General features: G+C 73.0%; 3 protein-coding genes. 1 reads left to right on the top strand and 2 read right to left on the bottom strand.

Annotation, left to right across the window (positions count from 1 at the left end):
* Window positions 1-138: 138 nt before the first annotated feature.
* Both TA90_RS07660 and TA90_RS07655 read right to left on the bottom strand, forming a co-directional pair.
* Complete coding sequence (locus TA90_RS07660; RefSeq protein WP_043535560.1) at window positions 139-1140, bottom strand: electron transfer flavoprotein subunit alpha/FixB family protein; 1002 nt, start codon at window positions 1138-1140, stop codon at window positions 139-141.
* Window positions 1141-1142: 2 nt separating this feature from the next.
* A complete protein-coding gene (locus TA90_RS07655) occupies window positions 1143-1937 on the bottom strand; it encodes an electron transfer flavoprotein subunit beta/FixA family protein (protein WP_043535558.1) in 795 nt (264 codons plus the stop codon).
* A gap of 148 nt (window positions 1938-2085) precedes the next feature.
* Between TA90_RS07655 and TA90_RS14600 the strand changes: the two genes are divergently transcribed.
* Window positions 2086-2270, top strand: a 185-nt coding sequence (locus TA90_RS14600) for an early set domain-containing protein (protein WP_147513427.1), incomplete at its 3' end; no start/stop codon positions are given.

The raw sequence follows: 2270 nt of genomic DNA, 5'->3' as shown, positions 1-2270 counted from the left end.
GGTTGCCGGGCACGTCGCGCAGCACACGGGTGGTGGCGGTCCAGGCCTCGAGGGCGCACTCGCGCACGGGCGAGGTCGCGGCGTGGTCCAGGTAGTGCTGGTGGGGCAGGCAGCTCACGGTGTGTCCATCCCCGGTGCTCAGTTGTCCGCGCCGGCCCTGCGCAGGGCCTCGATCGCCTGGGGCACGACCTCGAAGAGGTCCCCGACCACACCGAAGTCCGCGATCTCGAAGATCGGGGCGTCCGGGTCGTCGTTGACGACGACGATGTGCTGGGCCGACTGCATGCCCACCGTGTGGTGCACGGCCCCCGAGACTCCCAGCCCGACGTAGAGCCGCGGGGCGACGGAGACACCGGTCTGCCCGATCTGGATGGCGCGGGGGACCCACCCCTCGTCCGAGGCCACCCGGGTGGCCCCCACGGCCCCCCCGAGGAGGTCCGCGAGTTCCTCGACCAGTGAGAAGTCCCCGTCCGTGCCGCGACCCCCGACGACCACCGTCTGGGCCTCCGTCAGGGGGACGCGCCCCGTCCCGGCCTGTTCGGCCGAGGAGACGACGCGGACCGCGAGCGCCTCGGGTGACCAGGTGACGGGGACGGCCACGACCTGCGGGTGGGTGGCCACAGCCGCGTCCTCGGCCTCGACGCTCGAGGGACGCACCGCGATGACGGGCATGCCGCGGGTGACGTGGAACCTCGTGGTCCACGACCCCGCCAGGGCGGACTTGCGGGCCTGGATCTCACCGTCCACGACCTCCACGGCCGTGACGTCCACGGCGGCGCCGGAGCGCAGCTGGGCTGCGAGACGGGCGGCGACCTCGCGGCCGCGGTAGTTCGACACGCACAGGGCCGCCGCCGGGTCGGTGACCTGCCCCAGGCAGGCCCGCACGGCGTCGCCCACGACGGCGGGGACACGGGGCGAGTGCCCGTCCAGGTCGGGGACCAGGACCCGCTCCACGCCCTGGGCGGCCAGGGCGTCGAGGTCGGGGGCCGGGTTGAGGGCCACGGCGACGACTGCGGCATCGGTGAGGGTCCGGGCGAGTGTCAGCAGCTGGGCCGAGGCCGCGGTCAGGGTGTATCCGGTGGTGTCGTCACCCGCGTGGTCGGTGACCACGACGACGGGACGGTGGAGTGGTTCGGTCATCGTCACAGGACCTCCTCGAGCAGGTAGCGGGCGAGCCGCTCACCGGCGTCACCCGAGTCGGTGACGAGCACGCCCTCGCCGCTGCGCGTGCGGGCGGTGGCGTCCATGACCTGGATCGCGGAGAGCGGCTGGTCGAGCTCGTCGCCCTCCTCGAAGTCGGAGAGGTCGTCCAGGGACCACTCGTCGAGGGGCTTGGACCGGGCCGCCTTCATCGTCTTGAAGCTCGGGTAGCGGGGCTCGTTGATCTGGTCCGTGACGGAGACGACCGCGGGGGTGGGTGCCTCCAGGACGTCGTCGAATCCGTCGGCGGTGCGTTCGATGCGCACCACCGGGTGCTCCTCCCCCGACACCTCCATCGAGTGGGCCAGCCCGAGGAGGGGCAGGTGGAGCTGGGCGGCAAGGGCGGAGGGCAGCATCGAGGTCATGCCGTCGAGGCTCGCCATGCCGGTGACGACCAGGTCCACGGGGGCGTCCGCGCCGATCCTGCGCACGGCGGCGGCGAGCACGGCCGCGGTCCCGATCGCGTCGGACCCGGCCAGGCGTTCGTCGCTGACCAGCACCCCCCGGTCGGCGCCCATCTGGAGCGCGCGCAGGACGGCGTCCTCGGCGTCCTCCGGCCCCATCGTCACGGCGACGACCTCACCCCCGCGTTCCTCGACCAGGGACACGGCGGCCTCGATCGCGTTCTCGTCCAGTTCGTTGAGCACGTCGTCCTCGCCGCGCACCATGTGTCCGTCCTCGAAACGGCGGTCGGACTGGGCGTCGGGGACGTGCTTGACACACACCACGATTCTCATGCCACCAGCGTGCCACAGAACTCCGTGGGGTCCCCGGCGGGATCCGGTCGTCCCCGTCACGTCGACCACCACTCCTGTGGGTGTCCCCCTGCCAGTAGACTCGTCGCGGGGCACCCGCCCCGTCCGCACCGACGACCACCGAGGAGCCATGGGAACGCGCAGAGACCACCGGACCGTGGACCCCGCGACACCCGCACCCCTCGTGCCCGCCCCGTACCCGACCCCCCAACGGCTCGGCGTGCACGTCACCGGCTCCGGCATCGACATCGCGGTCGTGGCCGGCCACGCGACCCGCGTGGACTTCTGCATCGTCAACGAGGGCGGCCCCCGCTT

Origin of the sequence: Actinomyces polynesiensis (assembly GCF_000820725.1) — a bacterium.
In the GTDB taxonomy this organism is placed as follows: domain Bacteria; phylum Actinomycetota; class Actinomycetes; order Actinomycetales; family Actinomycetaceae; genus Pauljensenia; species Pauljensenia polynesiensis.
This window is presented reverse-complemented; position numbering and strand designations above follow the sequence as displayed.

Bases quoted from the DNA above. Each gene is read 5' to 3' on its own strand.
- TA90_RS07660 (WP_043535560.1), bottom strand. From the start codon at position 1,140: ATGACCGAACCACTCCACCGTCCCGTCGTCGTGGTCACCGACCACGCG.
- TA90_RS07655 (WP_043535558.1), bottom strand. From the start codon at position 1,937: ATGAGAATCGTGGTGTGTGTCAAGCACGTCCCCGACGCCCAGTCCGAC.